Origin of the sequence: Neorhizobium descurainiae (assembly GCF_051400715.1) — a bacterium.
Lineage (GTDB): Bacteria > Pseudomonadota > Alphaproteobacteria > Rhizobiales > Rhizobiaceae > Neorhizobium.
In genome coordinates this window covers 44180-63877 of the sequence record NZ_JBLFFK010000016.1, presented here as the reverse complement: position 1 = coordinate 63877, position 19698 = coordinate 44180, and the positions used below count along the sequence as shown (strand labels likewise).

At 62.6% G+C, this 19698-nt stretch carries 19 protein-coding genes; 7 read left to right on the top strand and 12 right to left on the bottom strand.

Going from position 1 to position 19698, the window contains the following annotated elements:
* Nucleotides 1-47: 47 nt before the first annotated feature.
* From ACMGE0_RS23400 to ACMGE0_RS23390, 3 genes are all read left to right on the top strand, one after another.
* On the top strand, nt 48-2561 hold the full coding sequence (locus ACMGE0_RS23400) for a GcvT family protein (RefSeq protein ID WP_436818301.1): 2514 nt from the start codon (nt 48-50) through the stop codon (nt 2559-2561).
* Between the two features lie 155 nt (nt 2562-2716).
* On the top strand, nt 2717-3565 hold the full coding sequence (locus tag ACMGE0_RS23395; protein ID WP_436818300.1) for a response regulator: 849 nt from the start codon (nt 2717-2719) through the stop codon (nt 3563-3565).
* A 17-nt stretch (nt 3566-3582) separates the two neighbouring features.
* Entirely contained in the window at nt 3583-4191 is a 609-nt protein-coding gene (locus ACMGE0_RS23390) for a GGDEF domain-containing protein (RefSeq protein WP_436818299.1), read from the top strand.
* A 22-nt stretch (nt 4192-4213) separates the two neighbouring features.
* Here ACMGE0_RS23390 and ACMGE0_RS23385 read toward each other — a convergent pair whose 3' ends face one another.
* Together ACMGE0_RS23385 and ACMGE0_RS23380 are read right to left on the bottom strand one after the other, a co-directional pair.
* Nucleotides 4214-5242 (bottom strand): GlxA family transcriptional regulator, encoded by a 1029-nt coding sequence (locus ACMGE0_RS23385; protein WP_436818298.1) that lies wholly within the window; start codon nt 5240-5242, stop codon nt 4214-4216.
* Nucleotides 5243-5468: 226 nt separating this feature from the next.
* Nucleotides 5469-5678 carry a hypothetical protein gene (locus ACMGE0_RS23380; RefSeq protein ID WP_436818297.1) on the bottom strand — a complete coding sequence of 70 codons (210 nt, stop codon included), beginning with the start codon at nt 5676-5678 and terminating at the stop codon, nt 5469-5471.
* A gap of 169 nt (nt 5679-5847) precedes the next feature.
* On the opposite strand from ACMGE0_RS23380, the gene ACMGE0_RS23375 reads away from it, so the two are divergent.
* A complete protein-coding gene (locus tag ACMGE0_RS23375) occupies nt 5848-6786 on the top strand; it encodes a LysR family transcriptional regulator (RefSeq protein WP_436818296.1) in 939 nt (312 codons plus the stop codon).
* A gap of 4 nt (nt 6787-6790) precedes the next feature.
* Here ACMGE0_RS23375 and ACMGE0_RS23370 read toward each other — a convergent pair whose 3' ends face one another.
* From ACMGE0_RS23370 to ACMGE0_RS23350, 5 genes are all read right to left on the bottom strand, one after another.
* Nucleotides 6791-8827 carry an ASKHA domain-containing protein gene (locus ACMGE0_RS23370; protein ID WP_436818295.1) on the bottom strand — a complete coding sequence of 679 codons (2037 nt, stop codon included), beginning with the start codon at nt 8825-8827 and terminating at the stop codon, nt 6791-6793.
* 34 nt (nt 8828-8861) lie between these two features.
* Complete coding sequence (locus ACMGE0_RS23365) at nt 8862-9821, bottom strand: methyltetrahydrofolate cobalamin methyltransferase (RefSeq protein ID WP_436818294.1); 960 nt, start codon at nt 9819-9821, stop codon at nt 8862-8864.
* 64 nt (nt 9822-9885) lie between these two features.
* Nucleotides 9886-10191, bottom strand: coding sequence for a virulence factor (locus tag ACMGE0_RS23360; protein ID WP_436818293.1), 306 nt, complete (start codon nt 10189-10191; stop codon nt 9886-9888).
* Between the two features lie 89 nt (nt 10192-10280).
* Nucleotides 10281-11054 (bottom strand): formyl transferase, encoded by a 774-nt coding sequence (locus tag ACMGE0_RS23355; protein WP_436818292.1) that lies wholly within the window; start codon nt 11052-11054, stop codon nt 10281-10283.
* Nucleotides 11055-11110: 56 nt separating this feature from the next.
* Nucleotides 11111-11752 carry a DUF1638 domain-containing protein gene (locus ACMGE0_RS23350; RefSeq protein ID WP_436818291.1) on the bottom strand — a complete coding sequence of 214 codons (642 nt, stop codon included), beginning with the start codon at nt 11750-11752 and terminating at the stop codon, nt 11111-11113.
* 59 nt (nt 11753-11811) lie between these two features.
* On the opposite strand from ACMGE0_RS23350, the gene ACMGE0_RS23345 reads away from it, so the two are divergent.
* Nucleotides 11812-11925: an entericidin domain-containing protein gene (locus ACMGE0_RS23345; protein ID WP_436818377.1), complete on the top strand. Its 114-nt coding sequence runs from the start codon at nt 11812-11814 to the stop codon at nt 11923-11925.
* 97 nt (nt 11926-12022) lie between these two features.
* On the opposite strand, the gene ACMGE0_RS23340 is transcribed toward ACMGE0_RS23345, so the two are convergent.
* Nucleotides 12023-12721 carry a corrinoid protein gene (locus ACMGE0_RS23340; RefSeq protein ID WP_436818290.1) on the bottom strand — a complete coding sequence of 233 codons (699 nt, stop codon included), beginning with the start codon at nt 12719-12721 and terminating at the stop codon, nt 12023-12025.
* 255 nt (nt 12722-12976) lie between these two features.
* On the opposite strand from ACMGE0_RS23340, the gene ACMGE0_RS23335 reads away from it, so the two are divergent.
* Together ACMGE0_RS23335 and ACMGE0_RS23330 are read left to right on the top strand one after the other, a co-directional pair.
* Nucleotides 12977-14551, top strand: coding sequence for a trimethylamine methyltransferase family protein (locus ACMGE0_RS23335; RefSeq protein WP_436818289.1), 1575 nt, complete (start codon nt 12977-12979; stop codon nt 14549-14551).
* A gap of 101 nt (nt 14552-14652) precedes the next feature.
* A complete protein-coding gene (locus tag ACMGE0_RS23330; protein WP_436818288.1) occupies nt 14653-15330 on the top strand; it encodes a ferredoxin in 678 nt (225 codons plus the stop codon).
* Here ACMGE0_RS23330 and ACMGE0_RS23325 read toward each other — a convergent pair.
* From ACMGE0_RS23325 to ACMGE0_RS23310, 4 genes are all read right to left on the bottom strand, one after another.
* A complete protein-coding gene (locus ACMGE0_RS23325) occupies nt 15327-15677 on the bottom strand; it encodes a hypothetical protein (protein ID WP_436818287.1) in 351 nt (116 codons plus the stop codon). The two genes, ACMGE0_RS23330 and ACMGE0_RS23325, sit on opposite strands and share 4 nt — an antisense overlap.
* Before the next feature lie 17 nt (nt 15678-15694).
* The gene (bmt, locus tag ACMGE0_RS23320) at nt 15695-16708 is read right to left on the bottom strand and encodes a betaine--homocysteine S-methyltransferase (RefSeq protein ID WP_436818286.1); all 1014 of its coding nucleotides are present in this window, start codon (nt 16706-16708) and stop codon (nt 15695-15697) included.
* A 94-nt stretch (nt 16709-16802) separates the two neighbouring features.
* Nucleotides 16803-17855, bottom strand: coding sequence for a quaternary amine ABC transporter ATP-binding protein (locus tag ACMGE0_RS23315; protein ID WP_436818285.1), 1053 nt, complete (start codon nt 17853-17855; stop codon nt 16803-16805).
* A 264-nt stretch (nt 17856-18119) separates the two neighbouring features.
* Complete coding sequence (locus ACMGE0_RS23310; protein WP_436818284.1) at nt 18120-19115, bottom strand: ABC transporter substrate-binding protein; 996 nt, start codon at nt 19113-19115, stop codon at nt 18120-18122.
* Nucleotides 19116-19698: the final 583 nt, after the last annotated feature.

The window sequence follows — 19698 nt, the reverse complement described above, 5'->3', positions numbered from 1 at the left end:
CGAAATTGTTCGACGCGGCGAAGCGAAGCCGAAGAGGGGTTCATTCCATGAAGACACATGCACGGGCGGTGGTGATCGGCGGCGGCGTGGTCGGCGTTTCAACGCTCTATCACCTGACGAAGAAGGGCTGGAGCGACGCGGTCCTGATCGAGCGCAAGGAACTGACCTCCGGTTCGACCTGGCATGCGGCGGGCCTCCTGCCGCTCTTCAACCTCTCCTATTCGGTCGGCCAGCTTCATAAATATTCGGTGCGGTTCTATCAGGAACTGCAGCAGGAAACCGGCATGAACGTCGGTTTTTCGAATGTCTCGAACATTCGCCTCGCCCGAACCAAGGACCGCTGGGACGAGTTTATGTACTACGCCGGCATCGCCGAGACGATCGGCGTGAAGGTCAATATCCTGACGCCGGGTGAGGTGAGGGAGGTCTGGCCGCTCTGCGAGACCGACGGCATCCTGGGCGCCATCCAGCATCCGGACGACGGCTACATCCAGCCGGCCGACCTCACCCAGGCGCTCGCCAAGGGCGCGCGCGACCGCGGCGCCACGATCTACCGCAACACGACCGTCACCGCGATCGAACAGCAGCCGGACGGGTTCTGGAAGGTGACGACGGACAAGGGCGAGATCACCGCCGAACACGTGATCTCCTGTACCGGCAATTTCGCCCGCAAGACGGGCGAGATGGTCGGCATCAACATCCCGGTCATTCCCGTCGAGCACCAGTATATCGTCACCGAGCCGCACCCGGCGATCCAGGAGCGCAAGACCAGGGGCCTGCCGGAAATGGGCGTGCTGCGCGAGGCGGATTCGTCCTGGTACATGCGCGAGGAAAACGGCGGCCTGCTCCTTGGTCCTTACGAAGTCGGCGCGCCCGTCTGTTATGTCGACGGGCCCTCGGATGAGAGCGAATACGAGCTTTTCAACGAGGATCTCGACCGGCTGATGCCCTATATCGAGACCGCGATCACCCGCGTGCCCGCCTTCGGCGAAGTCGGCATCAAGAAGGTCTATAACGGAGCCATCGCCTATACGCCGGACGGATCGCCGATCGTCGGCCCGGCGCCGGGTCTCAAGAACTTCTGGCTCAACGAGGGCCATTCCTTCGGCATCACCGCCGCGGGCGGCGCCGGCTGGCAGCTCGCGGAATGGATCGTCGACGGCGAGCCCACCGTAGACATGATGGGCGTCGATCCCCGCCGCTTCGGACCTTACGCAACGGAAGGCTATCTCATCGAGAAGAACGAAGAGGCCTATGCCAATGTTTTCACGATGCATTATCCCGACGAGGAGCGGGCTGCCGCGCGTCCCCTGAAGACCACGCCGGTCTATGACCGGTTGAAGAAAATGGGCGCCGTTTTCGGTTCCGTCTATGGCTGGGAGCGTGCCAACTGGTTTGCGCCGGAAGGCTACGAGGTGGCGAAGGAGGAACTCGGCGTCGGTGCCGACGTCATCACCAGCCACAATCATGCGCCACCGCTGGAAGATGGCCGGATCGTCGAAAAATGGTCGTTCCGCCGCTCCAACTATTTCGACCATGTCGGCAACGAGATCAAAAACGTGCACGAGAACGTCGGCGTGCTCGACATGTCGGCCTTCGCCAAGATGGAGGTTTCGGGTCCCGGCGCGCGTTCTTTCCTCGACTCGGTCTTCGCCAATGCGATCCCCAAGAAGCGCGGCCGCATCGCGCTCTGCCATCTGCTCACAAAGGACGGCGGGGTGCGTTCGGAGTTCACGGTCTACGAATGGGCGCCGGAACGCTTCTATCTCGTCTCCGCCGGCGCCTATGAGGCGCATGACCACGACTATCTGCGCAAGCTTGCTCCGGCCGACGGGTCGGTGAAACTGACCCAGATCACCCAGAAGTTCGGCGTCCTGGTTCTTGCCGGTCCGAAATCCCGCGCGGTGCTGAAGAAGCTCACCCGCGCGAGCCTGGAGAACAAGGATTTCCCCTGGCTTTCCGGCAAGGAGATTTCCGTCGGCGCGGCCAGCGCCCATGCGCTGCGCGTCAATTTCGTCGGCGAGCTCGGCTGGGAACTGCATCACCCGATCGAGATGCAGAATTACATCTTCGACAAGCTGATGGAGGCGGGTGCCGAGTTCGGCATCAGGCCTTTCGGCATCCGCGCCATGCTGGCTATGTCGGTCGAGAAGTCCTACAGGCTCATCCCGCGCGAGATGTCGATCGAATACAATGCCTATGAATCCGGGCTCGACCGCTTCATCAAGACGGACAAGGATTTCCTCGGCAGGCAGGGGCTTCTTTCCTACAAGGAGAAAGGCCTCAAGTGGAATTTCTGCACGCTCGCGGTGGAGGGCGCAAACGACGTCGATGCCCGCGGGTCCGAGGCGATCTACAACGAGGCCGGCGAGCTGATCGGCCGCGCCACCAACGGCGCCTACGGCTGGCGGATCGGCAAGTCGCTGGCGCTCGCCATGGTCAGGCCCGGCTATGCGGAGACGGGCACCAGGCTCAAGATCAAGATCCTCGGCACGCTCTACAACGCGAGCGTCATTCCCGAGAGCCCGTTCGATCCGGACAATGCGGCACTCAGGGCCTGAGGCACGGTTAAAAGTAAGAAATCATTGACATTAACGGGCGGCTTTCGGGCCGCCCGTACCGTTTCTGGATCGGAGCGGTGCTCGGATTAACGGTTCTGCAAATCGTTTGCAGTAGGGTATCGGATAGGGGACAATATTTTATTGATAGGGGCGCCATGACATTCCTCGGCATTTCCGGGATGCAGTATTCCGGCCAATCTCTGGCAAACTCCCGCATCCTGCTTGCGGAGGATTCCAACGTCTTCACCTCGATGATCGGCACCCGGCTCAAGGAGTTGTTCGGCATCGAAATCGAGGTCTGCCGCAATTTCGAGGAACTGCAGCTCGCCTATGACCGTTCCACCGAGCCGGTGACGCTGGCGATCTCCAATATCAACCTGCCGGGAGCGGAAAACGGCGAGGCGCTGGAATATCTGATCGACCTTTCGATCCCGACCATCGTCTTCACGGGAACGTTCCACGAAGAGACCCGCGACAAGCTGCTCACCAAGGATATCGTCGACTACATTCTGAAGGACAACGTCTTCGCGGTCGAAATGCTGGCGGAATCGGTCTGCCGGTTCCTGACCAACCATCGTCACCACGTATTGATCGTCGACGACAGCCCGACCGCGCGGGCTCTGCTGTCGAGCCGCCTGAAGCGCTACAATTTCCGCGTCAGCACCGCAGAGAGCGGCGCCAAGGCGCTGGAGATCCTCAAGAAGAACCCGGATATCGGTCTCGTCGTCACCGACTATAACATGCCGGACATCGACGGTTTCGAACTCACCCGCCGTATCCGCTCGGTGCGCGGCTCCCATGAACTCAGGATCATCGGCGTTTCGTCCTCCTCGAACCGGCTGCTTTCTGCGCGGTTCCTGAAGGCGGGCGGCAACGACTTCATGCTGCGGCCGTTCATCGACGAGGAGTTCTACTGCCGCGTCAACCAGAACCTCGATACACTCATCCAGATCTGGTCGATGCAGTCGAAGGGCAAGGAGCCGGCGGTCAAGAGCGTCGCCTGACCGTAAGGAAGCTTCGCATGCCCTATATTCAGAGCCAGCATTTCCGGGAGACGGAGCGCCTGACTTACGGCTGGTCGGCGCCTTCCGCGGCGCAGCCGGGCGCAGCCACCCCCACCGCCGATCCGCTGACGCGCTTTCCGACGCTTGCGGAATTTTATCGGCGCGGCCAGCCCCTGGTGGAGGAATGCCTCTCGCAGAGGGTATTCTGCGCCGCCGCCATCGTCGACATCGACCATTTCCGGCGCTTGGAGGCTGCCCATGACGAGGAAACCATCAGCCGGATACTCAAGGCGCTCGCCGCAAAGCTCGACGCCGCCTGCACCGGCAGCCGGCATCTTCTCGCACGCTTGGGCGACGAGGAGTTCGGCCTGCTTCTGGTCGGCCTCGATAGCGCCGCGACAATGGATTTCTGCGAAGAGATCCGGCTTGAGATCGCCGCCATGCGGTTCGAAGCCGGCGCTGCGGATTTCTCGATCACCGTTTCGATCGGGCTGGCAAAGATCTGCGGCCCGGAAACCTTCGACAACTATCTCAACGCCGCCGAGCAGTTCCTGTTCATGGCCAAGAACCACGGCCGCAATCAGGTCTTTTCGGATCGCACCGTCGTGCTGCAGGCGACCGGCTGACCGGTTGCGGCCCGTTTGACGGTCAAACCACCACGCCGGTGCGCGACGTATTCATGTTGAGCTTGCGCTCGGCGCGCTCCTGCTGGGGCGAGCGGTTGTAGACTTCGCGATAGCATTTCGAAAAATGCGAGGCGGAGACGAAGCCGCAGGCGACGGCCACTTCCACGACCGGCATGGAGGACTGCACTAGCAGGTGCCGGGCGCGATCAAGCCTTATCTCCAGGTAATAGCGCGCCGGAGAGCGCCCCATTTCCTGGCGGAACAGGCGCTCGATCTGGCGGCGGGAAAGGCCCGCATCGTCGGCGATTTCCACCAAAGACAGCGGCTCGGAGAGGTTGTTCTCCATGAGCTCGATGATCGAGAGCACCTTGGCGTTCTGGACACCCAGGCGGGCGCGCAGCGGCAGGCGCTGGCGGTCGTGCGGATTGCGCACGCGATCGGTCAATTGCTGCTCGCAGACGCGATTGACGAGGTTGTCGCCGAAATCCTGGCCGATCAGATTCAGCATCATGTCGAGCGACGCCGTGCCGCCGGCGCATGTGTAAAGGTTCGAATCGACCTCGTAGAGATCCGCATAGACCTCCGCCTGGGGGAAAGCCTCCGCGAAGCCGGGCAGGTTTTCCCAGTGGATGGCGCAGCGCTTGCCGTTCAGCAAACCGGCCTGGGCGAGCACATGGGCGCCGGTGCAGAGGCTGCCGACCGCGATGCCGCGGTTATAGGTCTCGCGCAGCCATGCATTCACCGACTTGTTGTTGAACTCCTCGACATAAATGCCGGAGCAGACGATCACCATGTTCGGGCGATTTTCCCCCGGAAGGTAGCGCCGCTCGTCCGCGAGCGAGGAATTGACCTCGATGCCGATGCCGCTCGAGGAATAGACCTTCTCGCCATCGGCGGAACAGAGCCGCCAGGTATAGGCGGAATAGCCGAGCATGCGGTTGGCGATCCGAAGCGTCTCGATCGCCGCCGAAAAGGGCAGCATGGTAAAATGCGGTACGAGGAAAAAGACGAGAGAACGCTTCTTCGCCGGATGTGTACTCGTGATATCCATGTCGTCTTCCCCTTGCCGTGGCCGTACGTTGCGGCCCGCTTTTACTTCAAAAGCGACATTGGCACGGAAGAAAGTAGCGGAGAAGGGCTTTTGACGACAGGCCGGTAATATTTTTGCGACATGGCCGCGTCGCAGCGGTGATCGTTTCGGGCCTGCTTGCCGGATGTGGGCACAGGAAACGGCATGGCCCCCTTTCTTCTATCGAAAGCGGGCCATGCCGGGAGGTTTATCGGCGGCTGGCCGGGGCATCGGACGTCGGCCAGCCGATGTCCTTGCGAATCTCCGTCGGAAGGCTTTCCAGCATTTTTTCGGTCTTGCGGCGGCGCCATTCGTCGCGAAGCTTCAGCGCGATCAGCAGGACCGGGCGGATGAATGAGGCGAACGATGACGGACGAACCCGCGAGCGCTCGCTCCCCTGATAGGTAATCATGGTCATAACGGTTCTCCTTGGGTGTTCATGGGACAGCGCCTACCGGGAGCATGGGCACTGTCAATCCATCAATCAATCGGATGCGGATGATGCGTCTCATGAAATTCTGTTGGGTATCGACGCTCGCTTCCGATGTTCTGGAGTATGCTCCGGGTTTGACATTCAATCAAACGAAATGATATGGTCCTTAAGTTCAGTTTTTTTGATGGAGCCCGCCATGACCGTTGCGTTCCGTCCGCCGCTTCCGTTACTCGACAATGACGTGCTGCGCACGTTCGTCGCGATTGCCGAGACGGGGAATTTCTCCACCGCCGCCGATGCGGTGCTGCGCACGCCGTCCGCGGTTTCGATGCAGATCAAGAAGCTGGAGGAGCAGCTGAAGACGACGCTTTTCCTGCGCGACGCCCGCTCCGTGACGCTGACGCAGCATGGCGAGATGCTGCTCTCTTACGCGCGGCGCATGCTGGCGCTGTCGAACGAGGCCGTTTCCCGTTTCGTGATGCCGGAACTTTCCGGCGTGGTGCGCCTCGGCGCGCCGGATGATATCGCCGAGCGTATCCTGCCGCGGGTGCTCAAGCATTTCGGCGAGGCATTTCCCGGGATCATGGTGGATGTCATGGTCGACCAGAGCATCCAGCTTCGCAAGCGCCTGGAGGAGCAGAGGCTCGACCTGACACTCATCAATTGCGCGACGCGGCCGTTCCCGACGGTCGGCGAGGTGATCCATACCGAAAAGCTGGTCTGGGCCGGCGCCAAGTGCGGCACGGCTTATCTGCGCGACCCTCTGCCGATTTCCGTCTGGGAAGACGGTTGCGTCTGGCGGCAGGATGCGATTTCGCAACTGGAGAAGCACAAGCGGCCCTATCGTATCGCTTATGCGAGCGCGCATACCATGGCGCAGCGGGCGGCGGTCGTCTCCGACCTTGCGATCGCGCCTTTCCCGCTGTCCTATGTCACGGAGGACATGCAGGTCCTCGGTCCCAAGGAAGGCCTGCCGGAACTCATCAGCTTCGATATCCGCCTGCTGACCGCGCCGCAGCTTTCCCACCCGGCCAAGGCGGTGGCCGAAAGCATTCGCGAAGCCTTCGGCTCCTTCGTCGCCGCGGCAGCTTGATCCCTCAATCGCGCGAGCGACGGCGCCTGCGGGCGCCGCCTTCGCCGGTGGCATCCGCCAGCACCTTGCGCTCCGGCAGCGTCACCGCCGCTGAAAGGTTCGGGAAGGGATCGACCTTGTTCGGCAGCGCCATGGCGGCGACGAAATGCTCCTGGAATCTCGGTTCGAGGGCGGTTTCTATCTTGTCGATTTCCCGGACGGTTTCCTCGATTTCGCGGCGATAGCCGCGATTGAGCAGGCACATGCGGGCGCCCGTGCCGGCCGCATTGCCGACGGCTTTGACCTTGGAGAGGTCGCAATCGGGAATGAGGCCCAATACCATCGCATATTTCGGATCGATGAAAGTGCCGAAGGCCCCTGCCAATCCGATCCGGTCGATCTGGGTGACGCCCTGCTTGTCCATCAAAAGCTTCACGCCGGCATAAAGCGCCGCCTTGGCGAGCTGGATGGCGCGCACGTCGTTCTGCGTCACCGTGATGCGCGGCTCGCCGTCGTGCAGCAGATAGGAGAAGGTGCGGCCGTTCGGCAGGATGCGCGGCGAACGCGCGGCGAGCGAACCGTCCACCACGCCGTCCTCGGAAATGATGCCGGCGAGATACATTTCGGCGATCACCTCGATGATGCCGGAGCCGCAGATGCCGTTGACACCGGTCGCGGCCGCCGCTTCGGCAAAACCCGGCTCGTCAGACCATTGCTCGACGCCGATCACCCGGAAGCGGGGCTCCAGCGTTGCCGGATCGATGCGGACGCGTTCGATGGCGCCGGGTGCTGCGCGCTGGCCGGACGAAATCTCCGCGCCTTCGAAGGCCGGGCCGGTCGGCGAGGAGGCGGCGACGACCCGGGTCCTGTTGCCGAGCAGGATTTCAGCGTTGGTGCCGATATCGACCAGCAGCATCATTTCATCCTGACGGTGCGGGCCTTCGGAGAGCGTCGCGGCCGCGGCATCAGCGCCCACATGGCCGGCGATACAGGGAAGCACGTAGGTGCGAGTGCCCTCGTTCATCGACAGACCGATCTCGGACGACTTCACCTCTACGGCACCGGAGACAGCCAGCGCGAAGGGCGCGCCGCCGAGCTCGGTCGGATCGATGCCGAGGAAGAGGTGGTGCATGATCGGATTGCCGACGAAGACGCTATCGAGGATGTCCGCGCGCGACACGCCACCTTCAGCGCAAACCTTGTCGATCAGTCCGTTCAGCGCCTCGCGCACGGCAACCGTCATCGCCTCACGGCCGTCGGGGTTCATCATCACATAGGAGACGCGGCTCATCAGGTCTTCGCCGAAGCGGATCTGCGGGTTGGACGTGCCGGCGGACGCAACGGTGCGGCCGGAGAGCAGCGACGACAAATGCATGGCGATCGTCGTCGAGCCGATGTCGCAGGCGATCCCATAGGCCTCGTTCTTGAGGCCTGGATAGAGCGCGATCAGGCGAGGGCGGCCGTCGTCGCGGTCCTTATGGATCGCCGCCGTGACCTTCCACTCGCCCTTGCGCAGGATCGATTGAACCTTGGGGATCAGGTGGAAGTCCACATCCAGTTCGCCGAAATGCCAATCGGAGGCAAGCGCCGCCTTCAACCGGTCGAGATCGCCGAGCGGCTTTTCCATGTCCGGCTCTTCGACCTCGACGTAACACATGCGGATCGCCGCATTGCGGTCGAAGACGCGCTCGTCGGCGGCCTTGCGCACCACCTGCGCGTTGATCACCGTATCCTGCGGCACGTCGATGACGAGATCGCCCTGGATCAGGGAGGAGCAGGAGAGGCGGCGGCCTTCCGGCAGCCCGCGCACGCGATCGTAACGTTCCTCCTTCGGCCCGACCGGCGACAGGTGATCGTCGGATGACGTAATGCCATGCTTGGCGAAGTTGCCTTCCTGCACCGAGACCTGACAGCGCCCGCAGGTCGCCCGTCCGCCGCAGACGCTCTCCACATAGACGCCGAGCTGGCGTGCGGCATCCAGCACCGGCGTGCCGACCGGAAACCGGCCGCGCTTGCCCGACGGCATGAAGAGGACGAGAGGGTGGATGCGGGTGTCGTTCATTTGGTTACTTCATTCGCGCGGTGTGGGCCGCGTTCTACTCCATCCGTGCCGCAGCGCCAGCCCTCGCCGCACGCCCGCCGCGGCGACCGCCATTGACCAGGGCAGGAGCGGCTGCAGCAGCGCCGTTCTCGGCCGGCTTGTAGTCGCGATAGGTCATGATCCAGTTGCCGCAGTTCTGGTCCGTGCCGTTCAGCACGTTTGCGGCGCGGACGGCTTCCATTTCCTGTGGCCGGCAGGGGTTCATGATGGCCGAGGTCATGCCCGCGCCGATCACCATCGGAATGAAGCCGGCGTTGATGCCATGCCGATGCGGCAGACCGAAGGAGATGTTGGAAAGTCCGCAGGTCGTGTTGACCTTCAGCTCCTCGCGGAGCCGCCGCAGCAGGGCGAAGACCTGCAGGCCCGCGGAGCCGAGGGCCCCAATCGGCATGACCAGCGGATCGACAACGATGTCATGCGCCTTGATGCCGTGGTCGGCAGCGCGCTCGACGATCTTCTTGGCAACCGCGAAGCGTACGTCCGGGTCCATGGAAATACCGGTCTCGTCGTTGGAGATCGCCACAACCGGCACGTCGTATTTCCTGCAGAGCGGCAGGATCGCCTCGAGCTTCTCCTCCTCGCCGGTCACGGAATTGACGAGCGGCCGCCCCTTGGCGATCTTGAGCGCCGCCTCGATCGCCGCCGTGACGGACGAGTCGATGGAGAGAGGCACGTCGACGAGGTTCTGGACGATCTCCAGCGTCTGGACGAGGAGCGGCGGTTCGGTTTCGTTCGGATTGACGGCGGTCACGCCGGCATTGACGTCGAGCATGGTGGCGCCGGCGGCGACCTGTTCCAGGGCATCCTTGATGACCGTGTCGAAATTGCCTTCCACCATTTCCGCCGCGAGCTTTTTGCGGCCGGTGGGGTTGATGCGCTCGCCGATCACGCAGAAGGGCTGGTCGAAGCCGATCACGACCTCGCGGGTTGCGGATGCGACGATGGTGCGGGTCATTGAGTTCCTGGCTCCCTAGTCGTTGGGCGCTCTCTGCGCCGCCGATATGGTTGTTCTCATGCGTCTATAAGGCAGTCTCGCGGCCGCCGGCCTTCACCAGAGCGATAAGCCGCTCCTTGTCATAGGCTGCCTCCAGCTCGGCAGCCGCCCTGTCCGCCTCGGCTTCCAGATCGTCGGACACGGGCACCGGATCGGCCTTGCGCCATTCCGCGAGGTAGTTGTCAGTCTCGGAAGCGCCGGTCCGCATGGCGCACATGTCGATCGCTTCGGTGAAGCGCAGTGTGAGTTCCCGCTTGGCGGTCTGGCGGCCCTTTTTGACGATCACCTGCGCCGGAATATCCCGCCAGTAGACGACGATGCGGTCGGCCATGAATTCCTCCGTGTTGCAGGCAAGCATGCACGGAGAGCGCCGAGGGGACTGCGCTTGCCACGACGTCGCACTGAGCAAAAACGACGTGTCTACCAGATGCGCCTGGTGAGACCGTGATAGATCCAGGTCCAGATCGGCGGCGGGAAACGGAGCACGGACGGCCCCTGCGGCTGATAGGGCTTCAACGTGCCGCCGATCGCATCCTCGAGCGACTGGACGCTGATATCGACGCATGCGGCCGTCATCAGCAGCGGATAGGTGGCAAGGCCATCGGCGCGCGAGGGCGTCAGCCGCTTCTCGTAAAGCGTGCCGCCCGTATCGATGCCCTTGTCGACCAGATGCACGGTCGCACCGAAATTCTTCTCGTCACGCCCGACGCGCGACCAGTAACCGCCCATCTGGCCACGATACATGGGGTTGATGCCGGCATGGAAATTGATGACCGGGCAGGAGATGGCGGCGAGCGTCGCCGGTGACAGAATACGGCAGGAAATGGTGAAGACCGCCGCCGGCTGCAGCTTTGTCACCGCGGCGTGACAGGCCGGATCGTTGAGCGACAATACATGGACGACCGGGATAGCCGGGTTCGGCTCGGCGGACAGGCCGTACTCGCGGATGATCTCTTCGGAGCGTCTGGCCGCGGCGCTCTTGCCGAGCCTGGAGGCGATCATGGTCGCAAGCTGGCCGAGGGCGACGAACCAGCCGAAGCGTTTTGCCCGGCGCCTGAGCAGCGTACCCTTCGATTCCGGCTCTTCCTCGATGACATGCAGGTCGGGAAAATGTTTCGCCAGCGCGTTGATCATCACCTGCGGGTTGGTCCCGCCCGATGTCATCACCACGATCCGAGAGTACCGGTCCTGCATGTGATTCCTCGCTTAAGCGCAGGGCCGCACTCTTCGCCGGAAGCCCAAAGAAACGGTTAAGCGGAGCGTAACGCTTGCGTGAGGTCGCCGTAGCCGGTGAAGCGGTATTCGTAGTCGAGGCCGAGATAAGCCGCCGCCGCCCGGGCCTTTTCCTGCAGGGCCTCGTCCTCCTCCTGGCTGAGATAGACGAGCTTGCGATAATTGCCGAAATAGAGGGCCTTCAGCTCGGGGTGTTTGTCGAGGCCGAGCGGTTCGATCACGAAGGCCTCGAACTGGCGGGCCAGGAAATCGGTCAGGAAGAAGGAAAACAGGTCCTCCTCGGCCCTTTCCGCGAAGGCCTCGTTGCCGGCGAAGAAGGAATAGCAATGCGGCCCTTCGATGCGGGCGATGCCTTCCCGCTCGCAAAGCCGGTCGATATCGCCGCCGGTGCCGCAATCCGCATAGGCGAAGAAGATCTTCTCGAAGCCGTTTTCGCGGGCCTCCGCGACCGCCTTCTCCAGCCCCGGCACGATCTTCTGCGGGTATGCATGCCAGATGGCGGGCAGACAATTGAGGTCGATATGATCGAGGCCGTGCTGGCGGCAGACGGCGAGGATTTCCCGCGCGATCGCTCCGCATGCGATCACGTGAACCTTTTGGCTGGTCGAACGTTCCATAGCCGGAAATTCATTTTCCGGCACAATTTGGTCCATATCCATCGGAGTATTCTATCATGACGGTCAAAACAGTCACCGTGATCGCCGCTCTTTTCGCCAGCATGCTTTCGCTTAGTTCCTGCGGGAATACGATTCGCGGCATGGGGCAGGACACGGCGAATGCCGTCGACGCCACCCAGGATGCCGGCCGCCGTGTCGATCGCGCAGCGCAGTAAAAAGCTCCTTTTTGCCCGTGAGGAGCCGGCCGGTCGAGGACGATGCGACCGGCCTGCGGTATGGTTCGCCCGGGCGGCTATCTGCTGCTGACGACAATCAGCCGGGGGCGAGGCTGTTGTGCCTGCGGCGGATGAAGTCCTTCGCCGTTTCGACGGTGACCGCGGCATCGCGGCAATAGGCATCGGCGCCGACCGCCTTGCCGAATTCCTCGTTGAGCGGCGCGCCGCCGACCAGCACGATATAGTCGTCGCGGATGCCCTTTTCCTTCATCGTGTCGATGACGACCTTCATATAGGGCATGGTAGTGGTGAGCAGCGCCGACATGCCGACGATGTCCGGCTTCTCCCTTTCGATCGCATCGAGATAGTTTTCGACCGGGTTGTTGATGCCGAGGTCGATCACGTCGAAGCCGGCGCCTTCCATCATCATCCCGACGAGGTTTTTGCCGATGTCGTGAATGTCACCCTTCACGGTGCCGATCACCATCTTGCCGAGCTTGGGCGCGCCGGTTTCGACAAGCAGCGGGCGGAGAATCGCCATGCCGGCCTTCATCGCATTGGCCGAGAGCAGCACTTCCGGCACGAAAAGGATGCCGTCGCGGAAATCGATGCCGACGATGCGCATGCCTTCGACCAGCGCCTGGGTCAGGATGTCGTAGGGCGTCCAGCCGCGCTCGAGCAGGATGTTGGTCGCCTCCTCGATTTCCTCCTTCAATCCGTCATAGAGGTCGTCATGCATCTGCTGCACGAGTTCCTCGTCGGAAAGTTCCGAAAGGATGATTTCGTCATCGGACATGGAATGCTTCCCTTCACGTTCCGGGGATCGGCAAATCAGACGCTCACCGTCTTCGAATATCTGTACCTGCAAATTGTTTCGCGATTTCCTTCGTATGCGACAGCGGCGCGTCGGAAAAACGACGGAGCGACTTGGGCTTGAATGTCTGTCCTGCGCAAACCCGTGACGCAGAGAGGCAGGGTTCGGCTTGCGCATGAGCCTAGCATGGCGCATCAGAAGAAGTGCCCATAGGGCGGCGTGAAGGCGAGGAGCATCATGGACGATTTGACCCCAGAGACGGAACCGGCAGGCGGCGCGGGACGACGCGGACGCGGCGAACGGGGCGCGGCAGGCCGCCGCGCGGCGCGCGCGGGCAGCGGGCCGGGTCCTTCGCTTCCCTATATCACCCGCAAGATCGGCGTGTACGAGGTTCTGGACGAGGAGGGCCTGCAGCTCATCGAGCGCAACGCCGACCTCATTCTGGAAGAAATCGGCATCGAGTTCCGCGAAGACGACGAGGCGCTCGACCTCTGGAAAAAGGCCGGCGCGGACGTTCAGGGCCACCGCGTGCATTTCCCGAAGGGGCTTTGCCGCGAGATCCTGAAAACCGCGCCCAGGGAATTCACCTGGCATGCCCGCAATCCCGAGCGCAACGTCCATATCGGCGGCAATGCGACCGTCTTCGCGCCGGTCTACGGTCCGCCCTTCGTGCGCGACCTCGACGGCAAGCGCCGCTATGCGACGATCGAGGATTTCCGCAATTTCGTGAAGCTCTCCTACATGGCGCCGTCCATGCACTCGTCCGGCGGCACGGTCTGCGAGCCCGTCGACGTGCCGGTCAACAAGCGGCATCTCGATATGGTCTACAGCCATATCAAGTATTCCGACAAACCGTTCATGGGCTCGGTAACCGCGCCGGAACGGGCCGAAGATACGATCGCCATGGCGAAGATCGTCTTCGGCGACGAGTTCGTCGAGAACAATTGCGTGACGCTGAACCTCATCAACGCCAATTCGCCGATGGTCTTCGACGGCACCATGCTCGGCGCGCTGAAGGTCTATGCGCGGCACAACCAGGCCTCGGTCGTCTCGCCCTTCATCCTGTCGGGCGCCATGAGCCCGGTCACCGTTGCCGGCACTCTGGCACAGATCCTCGCCGAGGTGCTTGCCGGCGCCTCCTTCACGCAGCTTATCCGCAAGGGCTCGCCGGTTCTCTTCGGCACCTTCGCCGCGTCGATTTCCATGCAGTCGGGCGCGCCGACCTTCGGCACGCCGGAGCCGTCGCTCGTCTCCTACGGCGCCGCGCAGCTCGCGCGCCGCCTCGGCCTGCCGTTCCGTACCGGCGGCTCGCTCTGCGGCTCGAAAGTTCCGGATGCGCAGGCGGCGCACGAATCCTCCAATACGCTCAACACGACGCTGCTTGCCGGCACGAATTTCGTGCTGCACGCGGCCGGTTGGCTGGAAGGCGGCCTTGTCTCTTCTTATGAGAAATTCATGATCGACCAGGACCAGCTCGGCATGATGCAGAAAATGGCCGCGGGCGTCGATCTTTCCGAGGAAGGCCAGGCGCTTTCCGCTATCCGCGAAGTCGGGCCGGGCAGCCACTATCTCGGCTGCAGTCACACGCAGGCGCATTTCCAGACGGCCTTCTACCGTTCGCCGCTCGCCGACAACAACTCGTTCGAGCAGTGGGAGATCGAGGGCGAGAAGCGGATCGAGCAGCGTGCCAACGCGCTCTGCCGCGCCTGGCTCGATTCCTACGAGGCGCCACCGCTCGATCCGGCGATCGACGAGGCGCTTCTCGCCTTTGTCAAGGATCGCAAGGATTCCATGCCGGACGCGTTCACATGAAGAGAGCCCGAGGCCGCCAGGGAGCAAGGCGGCGCCAGGCGGGTCGCCGACTTCATCCAGGAAGGGGTCTGGCGGCCGCACTATAAATACGAAGGACAACGGTGAACGCCCTCTCGACCATCCTGAGGCAGATTGCGGCGGCGCTCGAACCGCACGGCATTCTTGTTCGCGGGGTGGTGAATTTCAAAGCCGGCGAGGGACCTTCGCTGACGGGCGGTTCCTGCGCCCTGTCCGTCATCCTGCTCGGCAATGTCGGCGGCTCGATATGGCCTGTCTTCACGCGATGGCAGAAGACATATGACGGTCCCGATCCGCTCGACACATGGTCGAAACAGTTGATCCGGCCGCTGGCGGAAGCACTCGGCGCGACCGCCTATTTCCCGTCCGATCCGCCCTGGCAGCCGTTCCAGCGATGGGCGATGCAGGCGGAAGGTCTAAAGCCATCTCCGCTCGGCATCCTCATCCATCCGGAATATGGGCTCTGGCATGGCTATCGCGGTGCGTTGGCCTTTCCGTTCGAGATCGACGCCCCGGTCACGAAGGCCACTCATCCCTGCGATCACTGCCACGGCAAACCCTGCCTGACAGCTTGTCCCGCCGGTGCGATCAACCTGACCGGCTTCGACGTCCCGGCCTGCCGGACCTATCTCGCAAGCGAGAGTGCTGAGAAAACCTGCATGATCTCCGGCTGTCTGGCCCGCAATGCCTGTCCGGTCGGCGAAAAATTCCGCTACCCGCCGGAGCAGCTCCAGTTCCACATGGCGGCGCTGGTGTCCTAGATATTCGCCTTCGGATAGGCTCGCTCCAGTCCGCCGGACTTCGCCAGCCCTTCGCGGAAGGCGAGATAGGCGGAATGCTGGCTGGATTTCGCCGCTTCCATCAGCCGGATCTGCAGCCGGGCAGGGGCGGCATTGCCGATCCACTCCCCGCATTGCTGCAGTTTCAGGGCGTTGAGGAACCGCGCTTCCGATGCCTGGTCGAGGTAGAGATGCAGGCCGTCGAGCAGCAGATCGTCGGAGGTGGGGTTCTCCATGAGAAGCGTGAGCCAGCTCCGGTGTTCGGCCGAAAGCCCGGCAAGGCTTTCCGCCACCGTCTCGCGGCTGCCGATCGGGGAAATGCTCGCCATATCTTTCGTCCTCGGCGTTATCCTCGCCGGCGGCGTCTTTCCCGACCGGAATCGCCGCCCGATTCACTGGCGGTCTTATTGCGCAGCGGGCCGATCTTGTCGACGATTTCCTCGATCGTCGGGCGTGGGCGGGGCGTGTAGTCGTCGAGGGCCTTGCGCATGGCGGCAAGATGTTCGCAGGACGTGCCGCAGCAGCCGCCGATGATCTTCGCGCCGGCATCGCGGGCTAACCTCGCATATTCGGCCATCAGCGGCGGCGTGCCGGAGTAGAAGATCTCGGCGCCGCGATATTCCGGAATGCCGCAATTGCCCTTGACGATGGTGATTGCATCCGGATCGGCAGCCGTCATGTCGAGCAGGCTCGACAGGATATCCGAAGCGCCGACGCCGCAATTGGCCCCGACGGCAACCGGACCGCTCCCTACATTCTTCGCCACACCATGGATATTCTTGGGATCGAGCCCCATCATCGTCCTTCCGGCCGTGTCGAAGGAGCCGGTATAGGTATAGGGCAGGCCGATCCTGGCAGCCGCTTCGGCGGCCGCGCGGATTTCATCGGCAGACGACATGGTCTCGATCCAGGCAAGATCGGCGCCGCCGGCCTTCAGGCCTTCGATCTGTTCGGCGAAAGCCGCAACCGCATCCTCGTAGGAAAGCGCGCCGAGCGGGATGAGCAGTTCACCTGTCGGGCCGACGGAGCCTGCGACGATTACCTTGCGGCCGGCGTTATCCGCGACCTTGCGGGCGATCTCGGCGGCGCGCCTGTTGAGTTCGTGCACACGGCCTTCCGCCTTGTGCAGCTTCAGCCTGTGGCGCGTGCCGCCGAAGGAATTGGTGAGGATGATATCGGCACCCGCATCGACGAAATCCTGATGCAGCTTCTCGATCTTGTCCGGCGCGGCCTCGTTCCAGAGCTCGGGTGCTTCACCGGCTTCGAGCCCCATGGCAAAGAGGTTGGTGCCGGTCGCGCCGTCGGCCAGCAGCACGCCCTTTTCTCGGAGAAGTTCGGTCAGTGCGTCGGCGGTCGGCATTCACGCGCTCCTTGCGGTATGGTCGATCATATAAAGATTGCCTTATATGATTGCAACTCAATGACCGACCGCCTCCACGCGACACCGATGGCTCTCATTCCGCCGCCATCTTCTCCGTCTCGTGACCGGCCGGCGTGACCATGGCGGCGATGATCGTCTGAAGATCGAGGATGCCGACCGGCGCGCCTTTCTCGTCAACGATGACCGCCCGAGACTGGTTGGCCTCGGTCATCTGCCTGGCGACCGTCTCCAACGTTGCATCGCCGGAAAGCCGCAGGCCGTCCGTGGCTCCCTCGAGCGGACGCATCACCGTTTGCGCCCGGATGACGCGACCGCGGTTCACCTCCTTGACGAAGGCAGTGATGTAATCGTCGGCCGGAGACAGCACGATTTCCTGACCGGTGCCCTGCTGCACGACCTGGCCGTCGCGCAGGATGGCGATCTTGTCGCCCAATCTCAGCGCCTCGTCGAGATCGTGGGTGATGAAGACGACGGTCTTCTTGAGCTCCGCCTGCAGGTCGAGCAGCACGGTCTGCATGTCGACGCGGATCAGGGGGTCGAGCGCCGAATAGGCCTCGTCCATCAGAAGGATATCGGCATTATTGGTGAGCGCCCGGGCAAGCCCGACGCGCTGCTGCATGCCGCCGGAAAGCTGGTTGGGATAGTGCTTCTCGAAGCCGGCAAGCCCGACGCGTTCGATCCAGTATTGGCCGCGCTTGACGCTTTCGGAGCGTGGCACGCCCTGGATATCCAGGCCGTAGAGGGTGTTTTCGATAACCGTGCGGTGCGGCAGAAGTGCAAACTTCTGAAACACCATCGCCGTCCTGTGGCGCCGGAATTCGCGCAGGTCCCTTTCGTTCATGCGACAGACATCGGCGCCGGCATAGACGACCTCGCCGGTGGTCGGCTCGATCAGGCGGTTGATGTGACGGATGAGGGTCGACTTTCCCGAGCCGGAAAGCCCCATCACCACCGTGATGCCGCCGGCGGGCATGGAGATGTTGATGTCCTTCAACCCGAGCACGTGGCCGTGCTTTTCGTTGAGCTCCGCCTTCGTCATGCCGGCTTTGACCGCATCGACATAGTCGCCTGCGCGGTCGCCGAAAATCTTGTAGAGGCCTTTGATCTCGATGCCTTGACTAGCCATGGATCACCTCCGGATGCCTGCGCGGGCGCTGGCCGGAACGGCGTCGAACGTCCGGCATCAAGCTGCAATTCGCCATGATTTCCCCTTTATCTATTTCTGGTTCATCGCCCTTGCCCGGCATGGCTTTCCGGGCGCGAGAGGCAAATCCTAGCAGAATCCGCGCCGGAAGTATCGCGTAGCGGCAGACGGGCGACGCCACCTCGGGCGACACGTAGGAGGCGTAGCTGCGACACGGACGGGCAGGTTCGCCTTCAAGACCTTGCCTCAGAGTGACGCCTTGACCTTCTCGGCGATGTCCGGCGTGACCCAGGGGGTCCAGATGTCCGGCATGGTTTTCAGGAAGTGCCGGGCGGCATCCTCGTTCGTGCTCTTGTTCTTCTCCTGCCAGGCAAGGATGCTGTTGACCGTCGCGTTGGTCCACTTGCGCTTCCTGACATAGTCCATCGCCACGTCCGCCTTCTCGGCGAACTCCTTGGTGACGAGCGTAAAGGCCTGCGAGGTGGGATAGGAGTTGACCTTCGGGCTCGGGCAATCCGGCACGGCGGTGCAGGCATCCCAGTCTGCCTTGTCGTGCGGTACGTCGAAGGAGAGCTTCACCATCTCGTATTTGCCGAGGAAGGCGGTCGGTGCCCAATAATAGCCGAGCCAGCCTGTCCTCTTTTCGAAGGCCTTGGCGATCGAGGCGTCGAGACCGGCGGCCGTGCCCGTGTCGATCAGCTCGAAATTCTTGTCCTCAGCCGCGAGCGCCTTGTAGAGATTGGCGGTCGAAACCTGACAGCTCCAGCCCGTCGGGCAGTTGTAGATGGCGCCTTTGGAAGGATTGTCCGGAGCGGGGAAGAGTTCGGGATGGGCGAGAGCCTGCTGCACGGTCCTGATGTCGCGGTGGGCGTCGGCCACGAATTTCGGAATCCACCAGCCCTCGACCGCGCCGTCGGCGAGGATCTCGGCTCCGACGATCAGCCGGCCTGCCGAGACCGCCCTGTCGAGCAGCGTGCGTACGGAGTTGACCCAGAATTCCGGCGCGACGTCCGGCTGTCCCTTCTGATTCATGGAGAGGAAGGTCGGCATCGTGTCGCCGGCGACAAGTGTTACGGCGCAGCCATAGCCTTTTTCGAGGACGATCTTGTCCACATGGGCGGCCACGCCTGCCGACGCCCAGTTCATCTCCGCAATCGAGACTGAACCGCAATCGGCCTGCGCGGAGCCCGCAAAGGTGTAAAGACCGGCTGCGAGGGCGGCGGAAGCAAGGAGTTTTTTCATCTTAAGACCTCCCAGTCTCATCGTTGCGGTGCCTCGGCAGATGTTCCGCTCGGTCATCCGTAACAAGGCGCGACGCGTCTTTCCGCAGATGCGAAACTCTCTTGCACAGATACCGCGCATTTATATGTCAGCCTGATGCCAAGGTACGGTTTCACCACCGGAAATCAATCTGCCGCCGCCGGCAAACGCGCCTTGCGCAAATCCCGGTCCCCGTCGCTCCGCTCTTTGCCAATCTCCACGCCAATTGCAACGTGCGGGAGAGGCCGGTCATGGCGCCGGCGAGGTGTTGCGCGAGATGCGGTATCCTGCAACCGCTCGGCGCCGTTCCGGCCTGGCGGAATTCTCGGGAAACATGAAAAGAGAGAAATCCGCGTGACTTATGGCCCGCAATAACCATCCGGTAAGAATGTCGCGCTATTGATTTTCGTGCGGGCGGTAAGCTCGCCCTTGGCACCGGATCAGGTAGTGCGTACCGGTTGCCCTTGTGTCCGATGTCGGGCCTCCATGTTTCGGCTCCGGGACAATTTCACCTTCCGATTGTGTCGATTCGCGCCGCGGTTCCGGATGCCGCGAGGAAATGTCC